The 19,200-nt window shown below is 67.5% G+C and carries 21 protein-coding genes and 5 pseudogenes; 15 read left to right on the top strand and 11 right to left on the bottom strand.

All coding sequences use genetic code 11. The annotated features are described in order from the left end of the window. Nucleotides 1–321 precede the first annotated feature (321 nt). The 3 genes from ACFWDI_RS09325 to ACFWDI_RS09335 all read left to right on the top strand — a co-directional run bounded on the left by ACFWDI_RS09325 (nucleotide 322) and on the right by ACFWDI_RS09335 (nucleotide 1,575). Complete coding sequence (locus ACFWDI_RS09325) at nucleotides 322–1,104, top strand: class I SAM-dependent methyltransferase (protein WP_385302373.1); 783 nt, start codon at nucleotides 322–324, stop codon at nucleotides 1,102–1,104. 122 nt (nucleotides 1,105–1,226) lie between these two features. Next, a complete protein-coding gene (locus ACFWDI_RS09330; protein WP_385302374.1) occupies nucleotides 1,227–1,457 on the top strand; it encodes an SDR family NAD(P)-dependent oxidoreductase in 231 nt (76 codons plus the stop codon). Nucleotides 1,458–1,497: 40 nt separating this feature from the next. Then, nucleotides 1,498–1,575, top strand: coding sequence for a hypothetical protein (locus ACFWDI_RS09335; protein WP_385302466.1), 78 nt, complete (start codon nucleotides 1,498–1,500; stop codon nucleotides 1,573–1,575). Nucleotides 1,576–1,850: 275 nt separating this feature from the next. On the opposite strand, the gene ACFWDI_RS09340 is transcribed toward ACFWDI_RS09335, so the two are convergent. Continuing rightward, nucleotides 1,851–2,606, bottom strand: coding sequence for an SDR family NAD(P)-dependent oxidoreductase (locus ACFWDI_RS09340; RefSeq protein WP_385302376.1), 756 nt, complete (start codon nucleotides 2,604–2,606; stop codon nucleotides 1,851–1,853). 129 nt (nucleotides 2,607–2,735) lie between these two features. On the opposite strand from ACFWDI_RS09340, the gene ACFWDI_RS09345 reads away from it, so the two are divergent. Continuing rightward, the gene (locus ACFWDI_RS09345) at nucleotides 2,736–3,170 is read left to right on the top strand and encodes an Rrf2 family transcriptional regulator (RefSeq protein WP_385302379.1); all 435 of its coding nucleotides are present in this window, start codon (nucleotides 2,736–2,738) and stop codon (nucleotides 3,168–3,170) included. 132 nt (nucleotides 3,171–3,302) lie between these two features. On the opposite strand, the pseudogene ACFWDI_RS09350 reads toward ACFWDI_RS09345, so the two are convergent. After that, nucleotides 3,303–3,428: pseudogene (locus tag ACFWDI_RS09350) on the bottom strand (transposase); the annotation flags it as partial. Between the two features lie 126 nt (nucleotides 3,429–3,554). Continuing rightward, a complete protein-coding gene (locus tag ACFWDI_RS09355; protein WP_385302381.1) occupies nucleotides 3,555–3,920 on the bottom strand; it encodes a hypothetical protein in 366 nt (121 codons plus the stop codon). A 214-nt stretch (nucleotides 3,921–4,134) separates the two neighbouring features. On the opposite strand from ACFWDI_RS09355, the gene ACFWDI_RS09360 reads away from it, so the two are divergent. From ACFWDI_RS09360 to ACFWDI_RS09370, 3 genes and pseudogenes are all read left to right on the top strand, one after another. Continuing rightward, nucleotides 4,135–4,263 carry a hypothetical protein gene (locus ACFWDI_RS09360; RefSeq protein ID WP_385302382.1) on the top strand — a complete coding sequence of 43 codons (129 nt, stop codon included), beginning with the start codon at nucleotides 4,135–4,137 and terminating at the stop codon, nucleotides 4,261–4,263. Between the two features lie 214 nt (nucleotides 4,264–4,477). Beyond that, nucleotides 4,478–5,077 carry a hypothetical protein gene (locus ACFWDI_RS09365; protein ID WP_385302385.1) on the top strand — a complete coding sequence of 200 codons (600 nt, stop codon included), beginning with the start codon at nucleotides 4,478–4,480 and terminating at the stop codon, nucleotides 5,075–5,077. Nucleotides 5,078–5,284: 207 nt separating this feature from the next. Further along, nucleotides 5,285–5,546 (top strand): annotated as a pseudogene (locus ACFWDI_RS09370) (transposase); the annotation flags it as partial. A 42-nt stretch (nucleotides 5,547–5,588) separates the two neighbouring features. On the opposite strand, the gene ACFWDI_RS09375 reads toward ACFWDI_RS09370, so the two are convergent. Both ACFWDI_RS09375 and ACFWDI_RS09380 read right to left on the bottom strand, forming a co-directional pair. Next, nucleotides 5,589–7,964: a transglycosylase domain-containing protein gene (locus ACFWDI_RS09375; protein WP_385302387.1), complete on the bottom strand. Its 2,376-nt coding sequence runs from the start codon at nucleotides 7,962–7,964 to the stop codon at nucleotides 5,589–5,591. Between the two features lie 547 nt (nucleotides 7,965–8,511). Further along, entirely contained in the window at nucleotides 8,512–8,748 is a 237-nt protein-coding gene (locus ACFWDI_RS09380; RefSeq protein ID WP_385302389.1) for a DUF6959 family protein, read from the bottom strand. 94 nt (nucleotides 8,749–8,842) lie between these two features. On the opposite strand from ACFWDI_RS09380, the pseudogene ACFWDI_RS09385 reads away from it, so the two are divergent. Further along, nucleotides 8,843–8,995 (top strand): annotated as a pseudogene (locus ACFWDI_RS09385) (hypothetical protein); the annotation flags it as partial. Between the two features lie 23 nt (nucleotides 8,996–9,018). On the opposite strand, the gene ACFWDI_RS09390 reads toward ACFWDI_RS09385, so the two are convergent. From ACFWDI_RS09390 to ACFWDI_RS09400, 3 genes and pseudogenes are all read right to left on the bottom strand, one after another. Then, nucleotides 9,019–9,150 carry a hypothetical protein gene (locus tag ACFWDI_RS09390; RefSeq protein ID WP_385302475.1) on the bottom strand — a complete coding sequence of 44 codons (132 nt, stop codon included), beginning with the start codon at nucleotides 9,148–9,150 and terminating at the stop codon, nucleotides 9,019–9,021. Nucleotides 9,151–9,266: 116 nt separating this feature from the next. Beyond that, nucleotides 9,267–9,524: pseudogene (locus tag ACFWDI_RS09395) on the bottom strand (transposase); the annotation flags it as partial. An 11-nt stretch (nucleotides 9,525–9,535) separates the two neighbouring features. After that, nucleotides 9,536–10,135, bottom strand: a complete 600-nt coding sequence (locus tag ACFWDI_RS09400) for a TetR/AcrR family transcriptional regulator (RefSeq protein ID WP_385302391.1) — start codon at nucleotides 10,133–10,135, stop codon at nucleotides 9,536–9,538. A gap of 160 nt (nucleotides 10,136–10,295) precedes the next feature. Here ACFWDI_RS09400 and ACFWDI_RS09405 point away from each other — a divergent pair, with 160 nt between their 5' ends. Beyond that, the gene (locus ACFWDI_RS09405) at nucleotides 10,296–10,748 is read left to right on the top strand and encodes an iron chaperone (RefSeq protein ID WP_385302393.1); all 453 of its coding nucleotides are present in this window, start codon (nucleotides 10,296–10,298) and stop codon (nucleotides 10,746–10,748) included. A 398-nt stretch (nucleotides 10,749–11,146) separates the two neighbouring features. Then, nucleotides 11,147–12,403 (top strand): DUF6923 family protein, encoded by a 1,257-nt coding sequence (locus ACFWDI_RS09410; protein WP_385302395.1) that lies wholly within the window; start codon nucleotides 11,147–11,149, stop codon nucleotides 12,401–12,403. 356 nt (nucleotides 12,404–12,759) lie between these two features. Here the strand turns inward: ACFWDI_RS09410 and ACFWDI_RS09415 are convergent, their stop codons facing one another. Beyond that, the gene (locus ACFWDI_RS09415; RefSeq protein ID WP_385302397.1) at nucleotides 12,760–13,185 is read right to left on the bottom strand and encodes a VOC family protein; all 426 of its coding nucleotides are present in this window, start codon (nucleotides 13,183–13,185) and stop codon (nucleotides 12,760–12,762) included. Nucleotides 13,186–13,472: 287 nt separating this feature from the next. Between ACFWDI_RS09415 and ACFWDI_RS09420 the strand changes: the two genes are divergently transcribed. Next, nucleotides 13,473–13,724: a hypothetical protein gene (locus tag ACFWDI_RS09420; protein WP_385302398.1), complete on the top strand. Its 252-nt coding sequence runs from the start codon at nucleotides 13,473–13,475 to the stop codon at nucleotides 13,722–13,724. Here the strand turns inward: ACFWDI_RS09420 and ACFWDI_RS09425 are convergent. Next, the gene (locus ACFWDI_RS09425) at nucleotides 13,709–13,975 is read right to left on the bottom strand and encodes a hypothetical protein (RefSeq protein WP_385302400.1); all 267 of its coding nucleotides are present in this window, start codon (nucleotides 13,973–13,975) and stop codon (nucleotides 13,709–13,711) included. The genes ACFWDI_RS09420 and ACFWDI_RS09425 overlap by 16 nt on opposite strands. 22 nt (nucleotides 13,976–13,997) lie before the next feature. On the opposite strand from ACFWDI_RS09425, the gene ACFWDI_RS09430 reads away from it, so the two are divergent. Further along, nucleotides 13,998–14,873: a helix-turn-helix transcriptional regulator gene (locus ACFWDI_RS09430; RefSeq protein WP_385302402.1), complete on the top strand. Its 876-nt coding sequence runs from the start codon at nucleotides 13,998–14,000 to the stop codon at nucleotides 14,871–14,873. Nucleotides 14,874–14,990: 117 nt separating this feature from the next. On the opposite strand, the pseudogene ACFWDI_RS09435 reads toward ACFWDI_RS09430, so the two are convergent. Further along, a pseudogene (locus ACFWDI_RS09435) lies at nucleotides 14,991–15,287 on the bottom strand (SDR family oxidoreductase); the annotation flags it as partial. 906 nt (nucleotides 15,288–16,193) lie between these two features. Between ACFWDI_RS09435 and ACFWDI_RS09440 the strand changes: the two are divergent. The 3 genes from ACFWDI_RS09440 (at nucleotide 16,194) to ACFWDI_RS09450 (ending at nucleotide 19,186) form a co-directional block, all read left to right on the top strand. Next, nucleotides 16,194–16,949 carry an Atu4866 domain-containing protein gene (locus ACFWDI_RS09440; RefSeq protein ID WP_385302404.1) on the top strand — a complete coding sequence of 252 codons (756 nt, stop codon included), beginning with the start codon at nucleotides 16,194–16,196 and terminating at the stop codon, nucleotides 16,947–16,949. A gap of 181 nt (nucleotides 16,950–17,130) precedes the next feature. Next, nucleotides 17,131–18,522, top strand: a complete 1,392-nt coding sequence (locus ACFWDI_RS09445) for an amidohydrolase family protein (protein ID WP_385302406.1) — start codon at nucleotides 17,131–17,133, stop codon at nucleotides 18,520–18,522. A 439-nt stretch (nucleotides 18,523–18,961) separates the two neighbouring features. Beyond that, complete coding sequence (locus ACFWDI_RS09450) at nucleotides 18,962–19,186, top strand: hypothetical protein (protein WP_385302408.1); 225 nt, start codon at nucleotides 18,962–18,964, stop codon at nucleotides 19,184–19,186. The last annotated feature ends 14 nt before the right edge of the window (nucleotides 19,187–19,200 follow it).

The following is a 19,200-nucleotide window of genomic DNA, read 5'->3' on the forward strand; positions in this document are numbered from 1 at the left end:
ATGCTCACGTTCGGGTCAGAGCAGTTCCGAGATGGCCTTCACCTGCGCCGTAAATGGCGGAGCGATGGCCAAAGTCAAAGGTAGAGGACGGCTCGTGCGATCAGGGGCAGTTCCAGTGCTCCCGAGCCAAGATGGTCCGCCTGCCGTTCACTGACCAGCTCGTAGAGATCGTCGGCTTGGGTCGCAGTGAGCATGCGAAATCAAGTGGAGCTCAAACCACTCCAGATGGGGAAAATCGTGACCGCTCACTGGGCAGCGGTACTGCCGCGGCGCCATCGAAATCCTGGTGCGGGCACCTTCGCCGTCTGCCATTCTCGCCCCATGTCCAGGTTCGAAGATCTTGTCGCCGAAGGTGAAGCCGTCCCGACGGAGGGCTGGGACTTCTCCTGGTTTGCCGGTCGCGCAACCGAGCAGCGTCCATCCTGGGGTTATGCAAAACTGCTTGCGGACCGGATGGCGAGGGCCGAGGCAGCGCTCGACATCCAGACCGGAGGGGGAGAGGTGCTGGCCTCGATCCCTGTTGCCCCACCGGTCCTGGCGGCGACGGAGTCCTGGCGGCCGAACTTGGAGATCGCCCGGCGCAATCTGGCCAAGTTCAACGGCACCATCGTTGAAGCCGACGATACGGCTGACCTGCCGTTCCCATCGGATCACTTCGACCTGGTGGTCAGCCGTCATCCGGTGGTAACCCGCTGGGACGAGGTCCGCCGGGTCCTGCGCCCGAACGGCGCGTACCTTTCCCAGCACGTGGGCTCTGGCAGCGTGCGTGAACTGACCGACTTCATGATGGGGCCGCAGCCTGCTGCGGCCCATTGGTCTCTCCCCTCGCTGGCGACCACAGCCGGCGCGAGCCCGATGGCGGCCGCGGCCGGCGCGGAAGCGGCGGGTCTTGACGTTGTGGCACTGCGCCAGGAAGCGCTCCGGATGGAGTTCCACGACATTGCGGCGGTGGTCCACTTCCTCCGCAAGGTTGTCTGGATCGTCCCAGGCTTCACGGCAAATGAGTACCGCGACCGTCTGGCAGCGCTCCACGATTTCATCGAGCGCCATGGCCCCTTCGTGGACCACGCGCAGCGCTTCCTCATCGAGGCCCGGAGCGGTTAGCACGGATGCTCGGCCGACAGCATTCGCCGGGCCACCACTCGCGACCACCACCCCCTTGGGGATCCGAGACCGTGAGGGTGGGGAATTACGTGACGCTCAAGTGGCCTGACATGGGGAATTGCGTGGCCGCTCACACGAGGGGATCGGGCAGCGTGATCAACATCGACAGTCTTGGCCTGGCCGCCGGTGCCGCGTACCGCGCGACCAAGGCCGCGCTGGCGTCCCTGAAGCAGGGCTGGACGGCCAAGTACAGCAGCCGTGGCGTTCGCTTCAACACCGTTGCGCCCGGCCCGGTCTACACCCGGGAGCCGCGGCCCGCGACCTGTTCGGCGCGCTCGCCGAGACCACCGTGATGAAGCGCGCGGCCGAGCCCGCCGAGTCGCAGAGGTCGTCGTGTTCCTCGTCTCGTCGAAGGCCGGCTACGTCACCGGCGCGACCGTCGCCGTCGACGGCGGCCGCACCGCCATCTGAACCTGCCTGCTCTGAGAGGAAAAGACTCATGAGTAACACCGTGCACGGCCTGAGCGTTGACGCCGCCGAAGCCGAGAAACTCGCCCACGCGTCTACGCGGCCTTCGGGCTCCTGGTCGCGCTGAGCTCTGCCGTGGGGGGTGGTGGTCGGCTTCGTCGTGCTGCACGAGCGGACCACCGCACGCCGGGTGTGCGCCATGGTGCTGGTGGTGCTCGTCGGCGGTGCGCGCTCCCAAGGCGCGATGCCATCCTCCGGGGGCGCGGCAGGGTTCCGGTTCAGGCGTTATAGCCGCCGTGGGCGTCCAGCACCGCGCCCGTGACGTACGACGCGGCGGGGCTCGCCAGAAAGGCGATCGCCGCGGCGATTTCGTCGGGGTGACCCACGCGCTGCAGGGACAGCGAGCTGACCATGGCCTTGAGGGTCTCGGGGTCCGGCGGTTGCATGCCGTTCTCCATCAGTCCGGCCTCCACGACGTTGGCCGTGATGTCCCGGGGCCCGAGGTCCCGGGCGACCCCCATGGTGTACCTCTCGATCCCTGACTTGGTCGCCGAGTAGTCGGCAAGACCCGGGGCACCGACCCGGGAGCCCAGTCCGGAACTCACCGTGATGATGCGGCCGCCCGCGCGGATCACGCGGGAGGCAGCCCGGATGACGGCGATCACTCCGAGGTAGTTGGTGGCGTGCATCCGGTCCAGTGCGGCGGTGTCGGCGTCCGGGTCGTCCACCGTGCGGCCCTGCTCCACCGAGATCGCCGCGTTGTTGACGAGGATGTCCAGGCCGCCGAAGTGCGCGACCACGTCGTCGATCAGCGCCGGCGCGCGACTCATGTCCGCCTGGTCGGACTTGAAGGCGACGGCCTTCGCTCCCTTGCCGTGCACCTCGTCGACGACGGCCTGCGCCTGCTTCTCGGAGCTGACATAGGTGAACGCAACGTCGGCGCCCTGCTCGGCCAGCAGTCGTACGGTCGCGGCTCCCAGTCCGCGCGACCCTCCGGTGACCAGGGCGACCTTGCCCGTGAGCGGCTTGCTCATTCTTCTCACCTCGTTGATTGACTCTTCCCGATAGTCGAAACACTAATGGTTACGACGGTCCGTTGCAACCTTTGCTGTTACGACTGCGTCGTCGTAACATGAAGCGTTGCGGCCGGGGAGGAGGGGTTCATGAGCGCCAACAGCAGATTGACCATCGCCGCCCACGCGCTGGCCTGGATCGGCCTCTACCAGCGCCAGGGCCATGAGGTCGCCACCTCCGAGCAGATCGCGACCAGCGCGAACACCAACCCCGTGGTGATCAGGCGGCTGCTCGGCGAGCTGCGCAGGGCGGGGCTCGTGGAGTCCCGGCGGGGCGTGGGCGCGGGCTGGTCGCTGGCGCGCGAGCTGGGGTCGATGACCCTGCTCGACGTGTACGAGGCAGTGGAACCCGGCCCGCTGTTCGCGATGCACCGCGCCACCCCGGACCAGGGATGCGTGGTGGGTTACGGCATCCAGCCGGCGATGCAGGGCATCTATGAGGGCATCGAGGAGACCCTGAGACACGAGCTGGCCCGCGTCACGCTCGAGGACGTACTCCGGGACGTTCTCGCGGCACCTCGCTAGCCTCCCTGTTACGCCCTGACATCACCAAGTCCCCACCCATGCCCAGGCCAACGAACAGTCTGGCAACCAATCACGCCAAAGACCGTTATGCCACTATGACGTTGCTTCATTGGGTGAGTCGACGGTGGCCGATGAGGTCTGCCGGCTCGGGCCGAACACCGGCGTGAGCTGCCGCCACGTGCAGCCTGCGGTGGCCACGAAGATGATCGCGGCCAGGGCCTCGCGGTTACCCGCCCGCCGCGGGCCTCCGCCTTGAGGACTCCGGCATCAGCCGCTCAACCAGATCAGCCATGAACTGTCCCCAACGGCCGCCAGCCCCAAAGGAAACGTTGTCCAAGTCGCCGGTGTACCCGGCGTTCTCCCCTTCGAGGGAGACTTTCGGCCTCAGGAAACCCGTTTGATCGTCCAGGTGTTGGGGTCATGGCTGGGCACTGCTGAGTACTGGCAGGCGCCGCTGTAGAAGCGGTTCAACTGCACCCAGCCCGCCGGGGGCAATGTGGAGGCGCAGGCGTTCACGGTGGAGCCGATGGGCATGCCGGAGACCTGCTGGATTTTCTTCATATTGGGGTTGAACGTGATGCCGCACGCCCAGCTGTTCCACCACTGCACATCGACCCAGCCGGACGGCGTCAAGGAGCTCGAGCACATGGTCGCGGTGTCGCCGGGGGAGGCCGCGGCCGATGGCCCGGGGAGCGCGACGCATGCGGCGGCGGTCAGCAGGGCCAGCGAGGCCGAACGGAGACGGACCATGGTGGTACCTCCAGATTCATCGTTCTCTATGCGCGAACTCCACAATTCATACCGTTCCTCCATACGTGAAAATAGTCAGTTATCGGACTGAGCCCATCGTGACCGAATAATGGGTGCCGCCCACGATTTCTGGTTCCGCCCGCGCTGGGTGTGTCGCCTCACGAGGCAGGCGTGGTCCGCGAGATGGGCATTCCTCCTGGGCTGCAGGGATGCAGTGGGACTGTTCGTGGTCGCCGATGTCCTCGACATCGCCGTCGGCGTGCTGGTGGTCCTCGTCGTACGCAGGCTCACCGGGATGCGGATGCGGATGCGGTTGCGGAGGGCGGCTTGGGCCCGGCCATGACAGCCCGGCCGAGGCTTCCGGAAAGTCCGCGTGAGGTGCTCGGCGCACCGTGACCGGAGAACGCCCGCTTGTTGCTTCCCGGTGGTGGATGTGACGCAGTCTTCCGCTCACTCCGTCAGGTCGTGGCAGACCGGTGCGAGCGCCCTGTGTACTCACCGGCGTCTGAGTACGGGAGCGGTGCTGCTCGGCGCCCTCCGCCTGCTGGGATAGGCCCATGACGCCGACCTCCTCTCCCGCCACGCACTCCCCGGACCCCGCGCCGCTCCGCCGGCGCAGCACGGGTGCACTGATCGTGGGCGCTGCGGCGCCGGTGCTGCTCCTCGCGGCACTCGCTCAGGGCTGCGCGTGGGTGGCGGGCGGCGGGGTGAAATCGGAAGCGGCGTTCCGCGAGCACCTGAGGCTCACGCAGGAGGCGGGTGAGGGCGCAGTGCGGCGGCTGGGGATGGACCCCGCGTCGCTGGTGGACCGGCAGGAGATGGCCAACGCCTCGTGCAAGGACGACCTCGGTCGCGACTCCGAGGGCGTCACCCGTGACCAGCCGACTGTCACCTGGGCGCCCGACTTAGCGAGCCGCGCCGCATACGAGGCAGCGGTCGACGCGCTCCGCGAGGAATGGTCCGCGCAGGGCCTGACGGTGGAGGACGTCCCCGCCCCCGGACGGGGCAAGCCGGGAGCCGGCCTGCCGGGGGTCCGGGCGAGGAACGACCACGGCATCGAGTTGTCGCTGCGTCCCGACTGGTACTCGGGGAAGCCGGCGCTGGTCGCCGACGGGGGGTGCGTACGGCACCGGGGGTACCTGGTCGGGTGGGAGTAAGACGTCGCTTCTTTTGGCGCTGGCGGCCGTTGAACAGTTCATGGCCGATCTGGTTGAGCGGCTGGTGCCCAACGAGTTGTGGGTGCTGTTCCGGCGGGTGGTGCCGCCCACGGAGGTGATGCTTCCGCAAGGTGGAGGCCGACGGCGGGCGGGTGACCGCGAGGCCCTGGCCGCGATCATCTTCGCGGCCACCTCAGGCTGCCCCGCCGCCGACGGCCGGCCGAACTCCACGCGGACAAAGGCTATGACTACGACCACCTGCGCCGCTGGCTCCGCACGCGCGGCATCCGGCACCGCATCGCCCGCCAGGGCATCGAGTCCTCGAAGCAACCTGGCTGTCATCGCTGGGTCGTCGAGAGGACCGTGTCCGTGGCTGGCCGGCTGCCGCCGACTCCACCGCCGCTACGAGCGGAAGGCGGAACACTTCTCCGCCTTCGCCGGCATAGCCGCAGCACTCATCGGCTACCGTCGACTCACCCAACGAAACGACGTCCAAGCCGCCCAGATGGCCTCAGGGCCGGATCTGCTCGGGGGCCGGGAAGTTCATCACGGGCTGGCCCTTGAGCGCTTCCGACATGTAGGTCTGCCAGATCTCGGACGGGAACGACGCTCCGTGGATCTTGTCCTGGCCACCGGTGCCGTACATCTCGAGGAATTCGCGCTTCTTGTTCTTCTCGTTGTCGTCGAGCCGGTACATGTCGATGGCGGTCGACAGCTGCGGCGTGTAGCCGACGAACCAGGCCGACTTGTTGCCGTCGGTCGTACCGGTCTTTCCGGCGACCTGCCGGCCGGGGAGCCGGGCGTTCTTGCCGGTGCCCTCGGGCTCGTCGACGACAGACCTGAGCACGTCGGTCACATTGCTCGCGACGGCCGTGGTGAAGGCCTGCTTGGTCCTGTCCTCATGCTCGTAGACCGTCCTGCCCTCATGCTCGACCTTTTTGACGGAGAACGGGTCGCGCTGCTTGCCGTTGGCCGCGAACGTCGCGTAGGCGCCGGCCATGCGGATGGCGCTGGGGGAGGAAATGCCGATCGAGAAGGACGGAACGTTCGACTTGGACAAGGAGGACTCGAGCAGGCCGGCCTTCACCGCCGACCTCCTGACCTCCGGGATGCCGATGTCCATGCCCAGCTGCACGAAGGGTGAGTTGGCGGAGTGGACCATGGCTTCACGCAAGGTGATGTTCTTGTACGACTCGCCGCCGTCGTTGGTCTGCAGCCACTCCTCTCCCTTCTCGTTCGTCCAGACGGAACCGTCGTACTTCTTGATCTTGAGCTTGTTCTTGCCGTTGTAGACGCTCTTGTCGGGATCGACGAGCTTGCGATCATCCAGCCCCTGGTCCTCGGCCTTGAGGGGGTCACGCACACCGGTTTCCATCGCGGCCGCCAGGACGAACGGCTTGAAGGTCGATCCGACCTGGGCACCGGTCTCGTCGGCGCCGTTGGTGAAGTGCTTGGTCGCGTCCTCGCCGCCGTAGATGGCGACAATCTCGCCGGTCTTCGGGTGGACCGAGGCACCACCGAACTGCACGTGCGTGTCCGTGGCAGGACGCTTCTTCGGATCGATTCTCACATCTTTGATCCGGTTGACCGCGGCCTTCAGCTTGTCGACCTTGTCCTTCTGGAAGGTCGTGTGAATCTCATAGCCGCCCTGCGCGAGCTCGTCGGCGCCGATGCCCTGGTCGTTGGTGCTGAGGAAGTAGGACTTGGCGAGGTCTACCAGATAGCCGATCTGCCCGCTGAGTTGCCCGTTCTTGGCGGCGCTTCTCGGCATCGGGACATTCTTGTACTTGACCCGCTCCGCGGCAGGGAGGTGACCGTCTTTGAGCATCTCGTCGAGGATCCAGTTCCAGCGGTCGGTGACACGGGCGGTGTTGGCCTCGGGCGTCGCGGCGGGATCGATGTCGACCGACCCGGCCGGGTCGAAGTGCACGGTGTCCTTCAGGAGCGAGGCCAGGAATGCACACTGTCCCGTGTTGAGGTCCTTGGCGTCGATTCCGTAGTACGTGCGGGCCGCCGCCTGGAGACCGTACGCGTCACGTCCGTAGTACGAGGCGTTCAGATAGCCGGCCATGATCTCGGGCTTGCTCATATTGGCGCCTACCTTGACGGAGACAATCAGCTCCTTGAACTTACGGCTGAAGGTCTGCGACTGGTCGCCGAGCCGTGCGTTCTTCACATACTGCTGGGTGATCGTGGAGCCACCCTGGGGCTGCCCACCCTTGGCCATGTTCACCAGAGCCCGGCCGATACCCACCGGGTCGACACCCGAGTCCGTCCTGAACGTCTTGTTCTCTGCCGAGATCACCGCGTTCTGCATGTCCTCGGGGATCTGCGAGATCGGGATGATCTGCCGGTTGATCTCGCCACCGGTGGCGGCCATCTGCGTGCCGTCCGCCCAGTAGTAGACGTTGTTCTGCGCCTCGGACGCTTTGTTCGGGTCCGGGACCTCCACCATTGCGTAGGCAATGGAGGTAGCCGCCGTCAGGCTGCCGATGAAGCCCAGACAGAGGCCGGTGACCAGCTTCCACGACGGCACCCAGCGCCGCCATCCGTACTTGTTGTGACGCGGATAGTTGATGCGGCGGGCTTTGCCAGGGTCTCCGTCGCGGCCGTTGCCCGAGCCCTTGCCTCCGTCGCCTCCCTGGCCACCGTCACCTCCGTCGTCTCCGGTGTTCGCCTCCTCGAGCAGGCCGGCACCGCCACGCTGGGTGGTACGACCGTCCTCGGCGTCTTCGCCGTTCGGATGCCGGCCCTCGTGCGAATCGGAAGGAGTCTCCGGGGTGGTGTCCCCGGAAGGGGCTGGGCAGTTGGACTGCTCGGCGGCACTGCTTGCCGCGGAGGGCTCGTCGTCCTGGGAATGCGGAGGCTTGGGGCGGTGCTCGCTCATCGAACGACAACTCCTCGGGCAGGCAGGACGCCCGGAGGCGGCCGTCGCGCAACGGTCAGTTGCGGCAATCCTGTTGGGCGGCAGGACATCGAAGATTAACGCGGCACAGCATAATCGTTGGCCAAGGGGTCTGGATCTTGTATCGAGGCGCGGGGCTTGCTCGTCGACGGGCTTCTGGCGGTTGCCGCCTGCAATGTCAGGTTCAAACAGTGACACGAACACGTCATAGCGGTGCGGAGTGGACACTGAACCGTTCCGGGTTCGATCGAGACTCTTGGTTGTGACTGTGACCTGGAGTTCTGTGTTCTGCTGGTGGTAGGTGGTTTCGTGTTCGGCGGACGGGACGTGGCCGATCTTCACCGTGCAGTCGGGCGAGGCGCGCGAGATGCACATCAGGGCCCCGGTGAAAGAGCTCTACAAGGCGGGCAAGACGAGCTGCAACGGTGTTGGCGCCGTTCGCAAACTCCGCATCGCCGCAGCCGTCGGCGGACGGAGTCGGTAACTCCCTGCAGCACTTCCAGGGAGAGCTTCAGTATCAACCTTGGGACTATTGAGCTGCCGACGGACTTGGCGACGTCAGTACGGCCGCGGAATCTCGTGCGCTTCCAGGGCGGCGACGCAGCGTGTCAGCAGGTCGAAGGGCTTCCACCGCTTCAGCAAGGTCGCTTCGGAGGATGGAGAGGGAGTCACCCTGGATCAGAACGCCGGGGAACCGGCGGCCCGGCAGGCGCACCATTGCGTCGTTCCCACCCTCGGTGAACAGCTCAGCCACGAGACGATCCATGGAGCCATCCAACCTGACATCGCCATCTGACCTCAACGGCAGCAGACAGTACGGGCGTTGAGTGGTCGAGAGCAGGCGGGTCTCGCTCGGCCAGGTGCTCTGCACTGCACGAACGGCCGAACTCCTGAGGCGGGGTGTCGCGCATCCGAATCAACAGGACAAAAGGCCTGGCGCGGCAGGGCGGGCGTCAGTTGCCGAGTGCGGAGAGGTCCCCACGATCCGCGAGATCGGTAAGAGCGTCGGTCTGTCCAGCACGTCGTCGGTGGCGTATCAGCTCCGCCGGATGGAACAGGCCGGAGTCATCACCGGACCGGTCGACGCCGGCGCTCCTGCCGCCTCGGCGATCCACCCCGTGATGCACCGGAGGTTGCCCATCTGCCGCTCGATGAGGTGATCGGCCATGTGTGTCCCCTTCCTCCTCTGAGTGGAGCAGGCGGCGCAGCTCCCCCCGGGCCGCCGGCGATCCGCCCCGCTCGGTGTCCCGGAACGGGTGCCAGAAAAGCCTGGAGGACAACCGCATCAGGCGGCGGCGCAGCGCCCAGCAGGCGGGCCCAGGTCCCGTCCGCCTCCCAGCGGGTGAACCGCTCGTACTCCGTCTGCCACGGTCCATAGCGTTCCGGCAGATCACGCCACGGAGCACCAGTCCGCAGGCGCCACAGCACACCGTTGATCACCTGCCGGTGGTCCCGCCACGGACGCCCCCGCCGGTCAACACCCGGCACCAGCGGCTCTATCCGCTCCCACGCCACATCCGTCAACTCTCCACGACCCACCACAAGATCAATGATCAGACAGGCCCTGGGGTGGTTCCGTATGCGGCCATGAACATGTCCAGCAGCCCGTCGACTGCGCCCTCGTCGATGGGGCGGGTTGACAGCAGGCTGCGGTAGTACAGAGTGCCGCACAACACCTCGGCGGCGAATTCCAGGTTCGCTTCCGCGGCCAGTTCACCGGTGTGCTGGGCGCGGGTGATCCGAGCGAGGGTGCTCTGCTCGACGGTGATCAGGAATCGTTCGTGCAGGGTCGCCCGCAGCGTGGAATCGGCCTGCGCTTCGGCGATAACGGCGCGGTAGATGGGGCCGATCGGCGGGCTGGAGAGGGCGAAGCCTGAACGTAGGAACTGTTCGCGCAAATCCCTGCGGACGTCCCCGGTGTCGCGGTAGTCCAGGTCGCTGGTCCACACGCGGCTGAGCGCGTCGAGCAGCAGCGCCGCCTTGGACGGCCAGCGCCGGTAGATCGTGTGTTTTCCTACCCCGGCCCGTCGGCCGACCGCCTCGATACTCAGGCCCGCGTAACCGACCTCCGCAGCCAGTTCGAGGGTTACCCGCAGCAGCTCTTCGGTGCGCGCGGCGCCTCGGCGCCGTGGCGTGGCGGGCGTGTCGCTCATGCCCCCATTCTATCGGCACGTGCCGTGCCGTTGACAATGCCGAGGACTGCGCGCAGCATTCAGTTTCGATCGGCACGGTGCGTGCCGATGATGGAGTGATGGCGTGTCGCCACACACGCCCGAGATCCCGCCACATCAGATCAACAAAGGGAGATCTGCCATGAGTAGCACCGAAAGCAGTAAGCACGAGGGATTCACGGCCGAGGAGCGGGCCGCGATGAAGGACCACGCCCAAGAGTTGAAGACGGCCGCCCGCCGCGGCTCGCGCGCGGACAAGGCGGCGGAGGCGGAGCGGGAGGTGCTCGCGAAGATCGCCGAGATGCAGGACTCGGACCGGATCATGGCCGAGCGCGTCCATGCTGTCATCACAGCCAGCGCCCCGGTCCTCGCGCCGAAGCTCTGGTATGGGATGCCCGCCTACGCGCTGGACGGCAAGGTCGTCTGCTTCTTCCAGAGCGCGGAGAAGTTCAAGGCGCGCTACGCGACGCTCGGGTTCAGCGACCAGGCGAAGCTGGACGAGGGCACGATGTGGGCGGCCGGTTTCGCCCTGACCGAGGTGACGGCCGAGGTGGAGGCGAGGATCGGTGCGCTCGTGAAGCAGGCGGTGAGCTGAGGCACGCCCGGGTCCTGCGGCACATTTGCGCGCTCGGCGGCCTGGCGCACTGGTACAGCATCTGCTGCGCTTCTTCACTGACGGCGTCGAGGCGCCAGGCTGAGCACAGCAAGTGTCGAACCCCGCCGACCAGCTAGGTCTAAAACTGACGGATCGCCGCGCGGCACGTTTTTACCCAGTGCGTCAGCCAACGGCACGGCCGGGCCAACTTTCTGATGATCTGAAAGAAATGGCCCAGACGTTGGCCTGGTGCATTGGGGCGAACTCCATTCCGAAGCCCGAGCCGTGATATCCGACCCGACATCCCTTGTGCTGATCTTTGTCCGTCACATCCGGCACACACTGAGGGGGCCCGCCATAGGGCCCTGTCCGCCTTGAGCAGTGAAAGGTGCATGTTCGTGATTCGAGGAACATACAGGCCGAACCACGGAAAGCGGCGGCTGCGTGCCCTTTCCGCGCTGGGCGCGGTGGGTATCGTCGCAGGGCTCGCTTCCAGCCTGCCGGCGTCATCGGCCGGTGCCGTCCCGGCCCCTGCGGCGGCTGTCGCGCAGAAGTACCCCGATCGGAATCCCGTTGCGTGCGACGGGCAGGTCTACGTCTCGTCCGGTGACCCGGACCAGCTCTACACCGCCCACAGAGGGCCTGGAACGGTCCAGTTCACGCCGCTGGGCGACCCAACACCGTTCCTCTACAACGCCATCGGAGTGAACCCGCACGATCGCTTCCTCTACGCGACCACGTTCGGCAACGCGAGCAACGACCTGGTCCGCTTCGACGGCAATGGAGACTTCACCAACCTTGGGGCCATCGCCGGTCTGCCGTCCGCCCTCTACATCTCGGGAACGTTCGACAAGGAGGGCAACTACTACGTCCTGGCCGACAATACGGGGGAGATCTATCAGATCGACGTCGACTCCCACTCGGTCACGGGTGTCATCAACGTCCCCGAGCTGGCCGACCCGGAACTCGACGTCTTCGACATCGCGTTCCGTGGCGGATTCCTGTGGGGCTCGACCGACTCGGGCGCCATCACGCGGATCGACATCGCCAATGAGAGCGTGGACTTCTTCCCGGGTGTTCTTCCTGGGGGTGAGGACTTCGGCGGCGTCTTCACGTACGGCAATGGCGACCTCGGATTCTTCCGCAATTCCGGACAGCTCATCCGGGTACACGTGAAGAATGCGACCGGTTCCAACCCGTGGTTCACCGTGCTGTCGACGCAGACCACGGCCCCGGCGACGAACCTCGACGCCACCTCCTGCTTCCTCGACTCGTCCGCCGACCTGGCGGTGCGCAAGCACGGCACCAAGAGCGTCGAGGCGGGCGGCGAAGTCACCTACCGCATCACCGTGAAGAACGAAGGGAGGGGCGGCTCCTCCGGCTGGTCGCTGACCGACGACATCCCGGCGAAGATCCTGTCGCCCACCACGCCCACCGAAGGGTGCGAGATCACCAACGGCCTCCTCTCCTGCACGGGTGGTCCGCTGGAGAAGGGCCACCGCGTGGAGATCGAGGTGACCGGCACCGCGGCCAACGTTTTGAAGCCCACCACCGTGAAGAACACCGCCAGGGTGTTCGGCGACGACGCGGACCGGCACAAGGGCAACAACACGGACACCGCGTCCACCCACGTCAAGCCGGGGGACAGCGACTAGGCTGTTTCGGCTCGCCGCCCGGGGCCCCTTTTGACGTGCCCCGGCGGCGTGCTGATGAGCGCGGACGATCGTGGAGTCGACTGCTACCACCCAGTCCAGATCGCCTTCGGCGTCGGCCTCGGCGAGCAGGGCTGCGAAGACCCGCTCCCGTGTGCCGTCGATCGCCCACATTTGCAGCCGGTTGTGGGCGCCTTTCCAGCCAGCCAGAGCGTCATGCGGCATCCGCCAGTGACACTGTGCTGGTTCCCCCGGGCAGCCCGTCCCTTTGCTCGCTGTCCCATCTCATCGAACCTTGACCGATCTCGCCGAACTCTGACCGAGTCTGATCAGCTTGTCAGTGAGGCCGGGTGCTCTGCTCAGAAGACCAGCTCGCCGACACCCAGCAGGTTCCCCTCACTGTCGCGGAACCAGGCGGCGCGTTCACCCCGTGCGCCCTTGCTCGGATAGTTCCCGTCGATCTCCGCGATCCCATCCCTCGTCCGGAACCCAGGCACTTCGACCTCCTCGAACACCACGCCGCGCTGCTTGAGCTCCGCCACAGCTGCCTCGATGTCGTCGACCTGCCACCCCATCTGAGTGAAGGTGCCGGGAGAGGCTCCCGTCGACATGAACAGCGCGAACTCCACACCCCCACACCGGTACAACAGGCCGCCGGGCCGCTCATCGACGGGCTCCAGACCGAGCTGCTCGGAGTAGAAACGCCGTGCCCGGTCCAGGTCCTGCGCGGGAAGCCTGGTCGCCACGCGTCCCCGGGCCAGAAGGTTCCTATCGTCTGCGTTCATGCCTTCACTGTGCCGTGAGCAGCGGCCAGAGTGCGCGAAACCGGTGCGTAAAGCGCTCGACTGGCTCTCCCGATGCCGCAGTGGCATCCGCCGCTCAAAACTTCCCTACGTTCTTCCCCGGGACCGGGCGAGCCCTTCGTATGGTTGGCCCACCCAGGAGCGTCGGGTGTGGCTCTCAAACCTCTGCCGCTTGTGGCTTCCATCGATTGGCCGCCCGACGCCCCACGACGACTCGGCTGCCAATGAGGAATTGCGAACGTAAGGGAGTTCCCAGCTCCTGCCCGAACATGACGGCAGCAGGCACCGGCGTCCGTCCGCAGATGACCGGACCTTGGCACGTGTACGCACCCCACATCGCGAAGATCGTCAGATTGGTCCTCAGGGTTCTGCGCCGGCTCAGAGACGGCAGTGGCACCAGAGGGCGGCGGCTGCGCGACTCGATCCGTACGAACGAGGCCGGCAGCAGAGCCGCCACGACGAACAGCACCACCGTCGAGACGGAGGCCCAGCCGCGCTGGGGTGCCTACGCGATTGCATAGACGAGCAGCAGCAGGCCGCCGGTGGCGGTCAGTGCACCGGGAGCATCGATTCGTCCACGCCCGGCTGCGGGGGTGTCGGACGGCAGCAGCCGGGGCGCCGTGACCAGCGCGGCGACGGCGATGGGCACCGGCAGCGCGAAACACCAGTTGCGCCGCGGACCGGGCCCTGCGGCCTGAATCTCGTAAACGGCCGACCTCGCGGGCGTGGCATCGCCCGACGCCCGGACGTTCCGCCCACCGGCGGCCGGCATGCTCCTCCACTAGGTTGGGGTCATGAGCGACAGCACTCCTTTGGGAGAGTTCCTCAGAGCACGGCGCGAAGCCCTCAAGCCGCAGGATGTAGGCCTGCCGGAGCACGGCCGCAGGCGGGTACCGGGGCTGCGCCGCGAGGAAGTCGCCATGCGCGCGGGCGTGAGCTCCGACTACTACATGCGCCTGGAACAGGGCCGGGAGACCAGCCCATCGCCCCAGGTGATCGACGCGGTCGCCGCCGCCCTCCGCCTCGACGACGAGGCACTCGACCACCTGCGCAGACTTACCCGGGCGCCTCAGGAACGCCGCAGCGTTTCCGCCGGTCACGACCGGATCAGCCCCCAGCTCCTCCAACTGCTCGACAGCTGGCCCGACACCCCTGCCTTCGTCCTGGGACCGGCCCTGGACACCCTGGCGCACAATGCCCTCGCCGCGGCCCTGCACAGTGGATTCCAGCGGTTCGACAACCTGGCCCGTATGGTCTTCCTCGACCCGGCCGGGCGTACCTTCTACCAGGACTGGGAGAAGGCCGCGAACTCCTGCGTCGCCGAAATTCGCGCGGCCTACGGATATGACCCCGATTCCCCGCGGATCACCGAAGTCGTCTACACGCTCCGCGCGAAGAGCCTGGAATTCGCTGCGTTGTGGGCACGGCACGAGGTGAAGGGCAAGACCCAGCAGGCGAAGAACGTCACACACCCCGAGGTCGGCGCTCTGGAAATCCAGCTCTCGGCCTTCACGGTCAACGATGCCCCGCACCAGCAACTCGTCGTCTACCAGGCCGAGTCGGCCAGTGCCACCGCGGCTGCCTTCGCCGAACTCCGTTCCATGGCCGGCCGAGGGGAATCGACACAAACGGTGCAGGAAGAATCCGGCCGGGCTCTCACCGACACCTGACTTCCTACCTGCTCGCGCGCGACCCGGCCCTCTGCACCCAAAGAAACTCGCCCCCGCCGTCTGCGCGAGCTGATGACACCGTCCCCTCCCCACCGCTCGGAGGGGACGGCGAACGGCTCAGGCCCGGCCGGCGGTGGGACGGACGATGATCTCACCGACGTCGACTGAGGCGGGTGGTCGATGGCGAACGCGATCGACGCCGCGACGGACGAGGCCGGGATGACGACCCTGCGGTAAGTACGCGTCCTCTCGCGGCCCTCCGGGGCGGAGATGGCCTCGGCGAGTTCGGACGCGGAGACGCCGGGGGAGATGGTGGTGACGCTGATTTCCTGGCGCAGTCCCTCCCAGATGGCTCATACGGCGTGCTTGGTGGCGCAGTACACGGCCGCCGGTCGGGGAGACCTGGTGGGCGCCCGCGTGCAGCTGTGTGCCCGGCAGCGGCGCCGGCCGGCGGGGCCTGGCCGGTCCGGTCGGCGAGCTCTGGTGGGATTCGCAACGGGGTCGGCCACGTGGGCGGATGCGCCGCACCTGTGCCTCAAGGCTCCGTGCGTACCAGCGGCACCGCATCGGTGAAATCCGCCTATCCTCGCGCGGCGAAGCGGTGATCGCGGGAGCCCCGGCCGGACGGAGGGGCCGGCCGGGGCAGATTGGGGAGGGGGACGCCTCGCTGATCACCGACTCCAGGCCTCGCGGCGACTGTTGGCGTGACCGGGCACGGGCCCGGAGCAGCTGCGCACCGCCCACCGGACGCGCTCCACCCTCGGTGCTGCCGCCTTCGCCGCGCGGCCCGCGAGCTCCGCGCCACGGGCGAGCACGCGATCAGGCAGCCCGTCGGCGCGCTCGAGCAACTCACCGGCCAGGAGCGGCTGATCGCCCGCCTGATCGCGACCGGCGCCACATCCTGCACCTCTCGTGGAAACGACTCGCAAGCGACCGAGGTGACCGGCCATGCCCGGAGTCATGGCAGGAACCCCACTGAGGGGACGTACGGCCGTCGTGACCGGCGCGTCCATTGGCATCGGCGAGGTAACCGCCGAAGGGTTCGTGCACAGCCCAGAGCGATCTCAACATCACGGGCGGCATGAGCACCATCCCGCAATGAGCAGGCCATCTGGGACCGCTCCACGATCACCACCGCACCGAGCGGCACTGACCGTGGGTGCCGCGCACCTGGGGACACGGCGGCCTGGTTCCGATTCCGGAGCACGCCGAAGGTGATGGACCAGCAGCCGCCCGGCGCTACCAATCACCCGCACGGCTTGCAGGAGCCCACTTCGCGCATCGCGCACACCAATGAACCAACTCACTGAGGAGTGAGCAATGAGCATCACCGACACGGACATCGTGGGCTGGAACTCCAAGGCCCTCGACGAGATCCTCTCGAACGACGCCGGACGTCCCGTCCTGTTCACCAACGCCCGCATCCTGACGACGGACCCGCTGATCGGGACGATGACCGGTGCCGACATCCTGTTCGTCGGCCCCCTGATCGTGGCGGTCGGCCCCTCCCTCTTCACCGCGGCGGAGGACGACAACGCCATCGTCGCCGACTCCACGGGCATGACCATCGTCCCCGCCGTCGTCGACACCGTCGCGCTGGCCGACGGCCGAGGCCATCGCTCGGAGTACGCCGCGACGCTGACCCCGGGCACCACCAGCGACCTGCTGGTGGTGCCCGACGAACTCGCCGCCGACGTACCGAGCGCAGTGGCCACGCTCATGTCCCAGCCGGAGCAGGTCCGCGCACTGGTCGCAGCCGGAAAGCCCGTCCTGTGGGCCGGCGCCGACGCCCCCGGCCGGGTCACTGCCCCCGAGGCGGGCATCCCGGCCTCACCGGACCTGACCGGCAGCCCGCGGGTAGGCGTCTGGATCGACCAGGAGGACTTCCTGCACCAGGAGCTCACCGCCGGCGGCCGGTACGACGAGACCCGGGGCGGCCGCCCGCACGCCTACCAGGGCAGGTACTGGATCGACGGCGACCGCATCGACTACCTGGACGACCTCGGCTTCTGGGCCGTCGGAGAGTTCCGGGGCGACGAACTGCACCACGTCGGCTACATCATGCACCTGGGCTGATCCCTTGTGCGGCCCCGGAATCGCGTGCCGGGGCACGTCCTGAGCCTGGGTGCGCGACACCTGGGGAAACGGCGGCGTGGTTAGCCGCAGCGGAGCGGCCGAGGCTGGTGGTCCAGCAGCTTCGACCGCCCCTGACGGCACACCAGTCCGGCCTCACCGGCACATGGAAAGAAGACCCCTCATGAACGTCAACGACACGACCAGCGCTGCCGTCCTCGAACAGCTCCGGCGCCAGCCGGCCGACCGGCGGCGCATCCTGTTCAGCGGCGCGACCATCGTCACCATGAACCGGGACCTCGGCGTCATCGACTGCGGCGACCTGCTCGTCGAGGGCGACACGATCACCGCGGTCGGCCCCGACCTCAGCGCGGGCGACGCCGTCGTCGTTGATGCCACCGGAACCATCATCACTCCCGGCTTCGTCGACACCCACCGGCACGCCTGGGAGGCCCAGCTGCGGCGGATCATGCCGGACGTCGACGACCTCGGCGGCTACGTCATGGCCACCCTGGCCGGCTACGCCACGGTCTACCGGCCCGAGGACATGTACATCGGCACCAAACTGGCCGCCCTGACCGCGATCGACAGCGGCATCACGACCATGCTCGACTTCTCCCACAACTCCCGCACCCGCGAGCACTCCGACGCCGCCATCCAGGCCCTCCTGGACACCGGCATCCGCGGCGTGCACGCCTCCATGGGCCCGCACTTCGGCGACTGGGACCGGCAGTGGCCCGGCGACCTAACCCGGCTCAAGGACCAGTACTTCAGCAGCGACGATCAGCTGCTGACGCTGCGCCTGGCCGCCCTGGCCACCGACGAGATCGCGGGCCCCACTCTCGCGTACGGGCCGGAACTCGCCGGTGCTGCCCAGGACTTGGGGATCGGTGTGAGCGTGGACGCCGTCTTCGGCACGTCGTCCTCCGCGGCCGTGCGGCGCTGGGCCAAGGACGGCATCCTCGGCTCCGACGTCACCCTCATCCACTCCACCGGACTGACCGCCGAGGCGTGGAAGGCGATGGGGGAGTCCGGGACCACCGTGGCGCTGGCCCCCACCTCCGACGCGCAGATCGGCCTGGAGACCGCGATCCCCGCCGTCGACGAGGCCCTGTCCGTCGGCATCCGCCCCGGCTTGAGCATCGATGTCGAAGTCGCCCTGGCCAGCGACATGTTCACGCAGATGCGGGCACTGCACGCCATCCAGCGAATGCGTGCGGTCAACGCCGTCTACGGCACCGACCAGCAGCCCTCCCGGATCACCACGTACGACGTCCTGGACTTCGCCACCCTCCAAGGCGCCTGCACCAACGGCCTCGGGGGCGTCACCGGCTCACTCACCCCGGGCAAGAAGGCCGACCTGCTGGTCATCCAGTCCGAGGACATCAACAACATGCCGCTCAACGACCCGATCGGCACCATTGTGCTGGGCTCCGACGCCCGCAACATCAGCGCCGTCCTCGTCAACGGCGAACCCCGCAAGTGGAACGGCCAGGTCCTCGACGTCGACCTGCCCGCCCTGCGCAGCGAGGTGCACGCCTCGCGCGCGTACGTGCTGAACACCCCCGCCGCCTGAGCATTCCCCTTCATCGTTCCCCGGCCGTTCCACCCGCGGCCGGGGGCACCCACCGCGGACCCCTGATTTCCGGGCTGCCGACGGGCCCCGGTGCTGCGGGCCACACGGTCCATCGCGCAAGGGTGGTGCCGCGCACCCAGGAAACAAGCGGCCTGTATCCACATCGCGTCGCCCGTGAACCTGGCATGGGCCCCGTTCCGCCCCGCACACGCAAGAAACCGCTTCGCCCATCGCTGACCTCCGCCTGTCGCGGCGACGCCGTCGCCCCCTCATGCCGCTCCCAAAGACGCGGTCGGCCGACCAGAATTCATCTCTGGAGCACTCATGTCCCACCCCACCACATTCCCCCGGACAGCAATCGTGACCCGTGCGCCGGACCAGCCGCCGAACTGGGCACCCGCCGCCGCGACCATCGACCTGCTGACCGCTCGGCGTCCTGATGGCCGGCCAGATGTACACCGTCCTGGCTCTGCTGCACCCGATGGCCACCTCGTTCGGCACCACACCGTGCCAGGACACCTGGACCGCCACGGCGTTCGGCTTCGCCTACGCCGCCGGATTCCTCCTCGCCGACCCGCTGTCGGACCGCTACAGGTCATGCGCCGTGATCACCGCCGGGCTGGTGGCCGCCACCGCAGCCACCGCGGGGACTTCTTGCCCGTAACTACTGGGACACCC

This window comes from Streptomyces sp. NPDC060064 (assembly GCF_042736455.1).
Taxonomy (GTDB): domain Bacteria; phylum Actinomycetota; class Actinomycetes; order Streptomycetales; family Streptomycetaceae; genus Streptomyces.

Coding starts and splice junctions, on each gene's coding strand:
- ACFWDI_RS09420 (WP_385302398.1), top strand. CDS start 13,473: ATGACGGCAGCAGGCACCGGCGTCCGTCCGCAGATGACCGGACCTTGG.
- ACFWDI_RS09430 (WP_385302402.1), top strand. CDS start 13,998: ATGAGCGACAGCACTCCTTTGGGAGAGTTCCTCAGAGCACGGCGCGAA.
- ACFWDI_RS09355 (WP_385302381.1), bottom strand. CDS start 3,920: ATGGTCCGTCTCCGTTCGGCCTCGCTGGCCCTGCTGACCGCCGCCGCA.
- ACFWDI_RS09440 (WP_385302404.1), top strand. CDS start 16,194: ATGAGCATCACCGACACGGACATCGTGGGCTGGAACTCCAAGGCCCTC.
- ACFWDI_RS09345 (WP_385302379.1), top strand. CDS start 2,736: ATGAGCGCCAACAGCAGATTGACCATCGCCGCCCACGCGCTGGCCTGG.
- ACFWDI_RS09450 (WP_385302408.1), top strand. CDS start 18,962: ATGGCCGGCCAGATGTACACCGTCCTGGCTCTGCTGCACCCGATGGCC.
- ACFWDI_RS09365 (WP_385302385.1), top strand. CDS start 4,478: ATGACGCCGACCTCCTCTCCCGCCACGCACTCCCCGGACCCCGCGCCG.
- ACFWDI_RS09405 (WP_385302393.1), top strand. CDS start 10,296: ATGAGTAGCACCGAAAGCAGTAAGCACGAGGGATTCACGGCCGAGGAG.
- ACFWDI_RS09445 (WP_385302406.1), top strand. CDS start 17,131: ATGAACGTCAACGACACGACCAGCGCTGCCGTCCTCGAACAGCTCCGG.
- ACFWDI_RS09425 (WP_385302400.1), bottom strand. CDS start 13,975: ATGCCGGCCGCCGGTGGGCGGAACGTCCGGGCGTCGGGCGATGCCACG.
- ACFWDI_RS09415 (WP_385302397.1), bottom strand. CDS start 13,185: ATGAACGCAGACGATAGGAACCTTCTGGCCCGGGGACGCGTGGCGACC.
- ACFWDI_RS09400 (WP_385302391.1), bottom strand. CDS start 10,135: ATGAGCGACACGCCCGCCACGCCACGGCGCCGAGGCGCCGCGCGCACC.
- ACFWDI_RS09375 (WP_385302387.1), bottom strand. CDS start 7,964: ATGAGCGAGCACCGCCCCAAGCCTCCGCATTCCCAGGACGACGAGCCC.
- ACFWDI_RS09380 (WP_385302389.1), bottom strand. CDS start 8,748: ATGGATCGTCTCGTGGCTGAGCTGTTCACCGAGGGTGGGAACGACGCA.
- ACFWDI_RS09340 (WP_385302376.1), bottom strand. CDS start 2,606: ATGAGCAAGCCGCTCACGGGCAAGGTCGCCCTGGTCACCGGAGGGTCG.
- ACFWDI_RS09390 (WP_385302475.1), bottom strand. CDS start 9,150: ATGGCCGATCACCTCATCGAGCGGCAGATGGGCAACCTCCGGTGCATC.
- ACFWDI_RS09325 (WP_385302373.1), top strand. CDS start 322: ATGTCCAGGTTCGAAGATCTTGTCGCCGAAGGTGAAGCCGTCCCGACG.